General features: G+C 62.9%; 3 protein-coding genes and 1 pseudogene. 2 read left to right on the top strand and 2 right to left on the bottom strand.

Translation table 11 applies throughout. The annotated features are described in order from the left end of the window. Window positions 1-742, bottom strand: a pseudogene (locus ABIV12_RS02375) (hypothetical protein); the annotation flags it as partial. A gap of 355 nt (window positions 743-1,097) precedes the next feature. Here ABIV12_RS02375 and thiD point away from each other — a divergent pair. Beyond that, window positions 1,098-1,901 (top strand): bifunctional hydroxymethylpyrimidine kinase/phosphomethylpyrimidine kinase, encoded by an 804-nt coding sequence (thiD, locus tag ABIV12_RS02380; protein ID WP_348055842.1) that lies wholly within the window; start codon window positions 1,098-1,100, stop codon window positions 1,899-1,901. Here thiD and ABIV12_RS02385 read toward each other — a convergent pair. After that, window positions 1,894-2,907 carry an isocitrate dehydrogenase gene (locus ABIV12_RS02385; RefSeq protein WP_348055844.1) on the bottom strand — a complete coding sequence of 338 codons (1,014 nt, stop codon included), beginning with the start codon at window positions 2,905-2,907 and terminating at the stop codon, window positions 1,894-1,896. The genes thiD and ABIV12_RS02385 overlap by 8 nt on opposite strands. A 237-nt stretch (window positions 2,908-3,144) precedes the next feature. On the opposite strand from ABIV12_RS02385, the gene ABIV12_RS02390 reads away from it, so the two are divergent. After that, window positions 3,145-3,964: hypothetical protein (locus ABIV12_RS02390; protein ID WP_348055846.1), on the top strand; the 820-nt coding region annotated here is incomplete at its 3' end.

Genomic DNA, 3,964 nt, shown 5'->3' on the forward strand with positions numbered 1-3,964 from the left:
CACTGTCGCCCAAGAGCGCCAGGAATCGTGTCGGCAAACCCGAGCTGGCGAACGGTGTGATCGCGCTGTACATCACGCGTTGAACGCCGATGTCGACGCCGAACGCCGGCGTCACTGCGTAGCTGAGCCCGGCGCTCGCATTTGCGGGAATGTCGAAATCGCCCGGATCAGCGAAAACGCCGCGATAGTTCGCAAACGTTCCCATGCCGACGCGGGATTGATAGCCAAGGTTCCAGCGCAGGCGATCGCTGATCGCATTCTCGACGTCAAGCCGTGCGCCGGCACCATACGAACTGTCCGCACGCCAGGCCGGCATCGGCGCCCAACCGTCGCTCGCCGCCGTACCGAGGCCGAGGCTTGCAAATCGCTGGTACGCGAGGATTCCTGTGATCCGCACCGAGCCGCGGCTTCCCCATGCGCTGGAAAGCGTTGGCGCCACGACCGTCCTCTGCAGACCGGTTTGTGGAAACCCTGAAAGATGCGCCGCCTGGTCCGGCAGCACACTCGGCGTGTCGGCAACATTGCCGGACGCGATGGAAATCGAAAGATGGGTCGCGGCAGTCGTCTGCGCGCGAAAAAGAGGCTTGCGAGAGACTTCCCCGGAGTAGTTGTCCAGCACTTGGGGCGCTTCGAATGTCTGCGGCAACACAGCCCACGAAAACTGTGGCGTGATGCTGCCGAGCGCATAGTCGTGCCAACGTGACAGCACCGAGCCGTCCGCGATCACCGCTGCCGAATCCACCGCATTCGCCCGCGCGTCGCCCAGGCGAACGTCCAGTGAGGATGCATGGACCAGACAAGAAAATGGGAGCGCCAGCCCTGCGCTTAGCGCTCCCATCCATCTCCCTGCTCTTGCTGCTGTTGCCCGCTGCATGGCCATTGGCTGCGGTGGTCGAAAGAGTTGTGGTGTAATTCGTCGCGGAGCATTGGCGAAAACGCAACACATGTCAAGCCGTCCGGCGCCCGGGGCGGCGGCGGCTTCCGGATTTTCCTGTGCAATGAACGGCATTTGGCAACCAATGAAAGAAATTTCCTCCAGGAACAGTGTTGCGGAAAAACAACCGACCCGACATTTTCCGCTCCCGATTGTCCGGCCAGTGGCACTCTCGATTGCCGGATCCGATTCCGGAGGTGGCGCAGGGGTCCAGGCGGATCTGCACACCTTCGCAGCGTTCGGGGTTCACGGCACGTGCGCGATCACGGCGGTCACCGCGCAGAACACGCGGGGCGTTGCCGCCGTCCACCGCGTTCCGTCGGCCGTGGTCACCGCGCAGATGAGCGCAGTACTTGACGATTTTCGCGTTGGCGCCGTAAAGATCGGGATGCTCGCAACACCGTCGATCGCGCGGACGGTGGCGTTCGCCCTCGATCGTTATCCAGACATCCCGGTCGTACTCGATCCGGTACTCGTCGCAACGACCGGCGCTCGTCTCGGCGGCAACGATCTGCCTGCCGCGCTGTTGCGACACTGGCTTGGTCGGGCGCATCTGTGGACACCGAACATTCCCGAAGCAGGGAGTCTTCTGAATCGGTCGATCCGGACGCGATCGGACATGCGCAAGGCCGCAGAAGATCTGCTTGCGCAGGGAGCGCGAGCCGTACTCCTGAAGGGAGGACATCTTGCAAGCCGGGAGCTTTCAGATCTTCTGCTGACGAAAACTGGCGAACAATGGTTCCGCCATCCACGCCTTCGCGGGGAAGGCCACGGAACGGGCTGCACCCTTTCCGCGGCGATCGCCGCCGGCCTGGCGCGCGGCGATGCGCTGGAGTGCGCTGTCGAGCGTGCGATCACCTATGTGCATGCGGGCCTTTCACGCGGGTATCGACCGGGTAGAGGACGCATCCTTGTTCTCGATCACGACTTCGCGAAGCGCACGCTCGACGCTCGCGACGTCAGTTGAACAGCCGTGAGATGATCGAATCGGCAAACGTGCTGGTCGTGCCGCTGCCACCAAGGTCGGGTGTGACCCGATCGCGCGCTTCCAGCGTGGCGCGAATCGCAGTGCGCAACAGGAGTGCCTTGTCGCCCTGATTCAGATGATCGAGCAACTGTGCCGCACCGAGCAGCAATGCGCACGGATTGGCGATGCCCTTCCCTGCAATGTCCGGCGCCGAACCATGTACGGCTTCAAAAATCGCCGCGTCCGCGCCGATATTGGCTCCCGGTGCAAGGCCAAGCCCACCGACGAGGCCGGCGCACAGATCGGAGATAATGTCGCCGAACAGGTTCGTGGTGACGATCACATCGAACTGCTCCGGAACCATGACCAGCTGCATGCAGCAATTGTCGACGATCAACTCGTTGCACACGATCTCGGGATAACCCGCAGCGACTTCGCGCGCCACCTTGAGGAAGAGGCCCGATGTCGATTTGAGAATGTTCGCCTTGTGCACGATGCTGACCTTGCGACGGCCGGTGCGGCGGGCGAGATCGAAGGCATAGCGAACAATCCGCTCGGAACCATGACGCGTGATCCGCTGGGTCAGGGTTGCGGTGGCGCCGTCTTCAGAGACCGCCTGACCCTCGCCAATGTAAGCACCCTCGGTGTTTTCGCGAACGGTGACCAGATCCACGTTTTCGGGAAAACGCGAACGCGTGTTGGGAAACGAAATCGCCGGGCGCACATTCGCGTACAGATCGAAGCGCTTGCGCAGCTCGACGTTGATCGAGCTGAAGCCCTCGCCCACCGGTGTCGTCAGCGGACTCTTCAGGGCGATGCGGTGTCGTGCGATCGAGTCGAGCGTGGACTGCGGAAGCAAGGTGCCGAATTTCTCCTGAGCAACGAGCCCTGCCTCGACAAATTCGTACTCAAGGCCCACTGACAGCGCATCGAGCACGCGCAGGGTCGCGTCCATGATTTCCGGCCCGATGCCGTCGCCGCGGATGACCGCAATGGTTTTGCTCATGGAAAGAGACTCCGTACGCGCACTTTGGAGCGCGCGAAAAATGTGGACACGTCGGATGGTCTTGCACGGCGCGCTGAACCGCGTTCGCGCGACTGGTCGTACGCCCTGTTCCGGTCGTCGGCGTTGCGCCTTGGAACGGACGTTTCGCGCTCGAGTGGCTTGCCCGGAACGTGGGCAAGCGCGCATTATCGGCAAATGTTACTGCGCCGCACAACAATGCTTCCCCGGAGCTATGGGTTGGCCGTCCTTCTTTGCGCCGCCGCGTCGATGTTCTGCGCGAATGCCCGCTGCGCCGACATGGCCGTCGACACGCTCAGTATCCGGTTCGACGCCACTCCGGGTGGCACCGCTCAACCGATGCGGACGCTCGATTTGCAAGGCACTGCCGCGGGCGCGTGCGCCCCTACATTGCAGGGCATGACACTCGACGGCACCGACATCAGCGTCGAACTTCACTCGCCTGAGACAGGTTGTGATCCGGCGCATCCGCGAGCGTTCCACCTGCGCGCGGAACTCGCGACGAATCTGGGCATGGCCTTGCTGCCGGGCAAGGTCTACCGCACGAGAATTTTCGCGAGCAAGGGCAGCGCACGCACCCTGCGCGGATTCCAGCTGCTCGACACCGGCTCGGTGGATGGAGCGCCGCGTCCCGAAAACGGATTCTGGTGGTCCGAGGGCAGCCCGGAAACCGGTCCGGCCAGTCCGGGAAGCGGCGCCAGCTTTGAATGGCAAGATGGCCAGCTCGCGGTCGGTCTGTACGGATTTTCCGAAACGGGCGCGACCACGTGGTCATTCGGCAGTGCGCGCCTGAATGGCGCAATTGCCACTGTTTCCCTGGTGCAGTTGTCCAACGGGGACCCGATGTTTTCACCGATCGGCGCAAAACCGGTTGCCGCGTCGGGACCGAGGCTGGACATCGAACTCATCTCGCCCACGCGCGCCCGCGCCTGGCTGATCGGAACAGCGAGCAACCGCGCTCTGCATGTGCGTCCGATGATTCTTGCGCGTTCCGTATTCTCGACTGGCTCCCTTGGAAGCACGTGGAGCGGGCAATGGA

Source organism: Dokdonella sp., assembly GCF_039926425.1.
Classification (GTDB): Bacteria; Pseudomonadota; Gammaproteobacteria; order Xanthomonadales; family Rhodanobacteraceae; genus Dokdonella_A.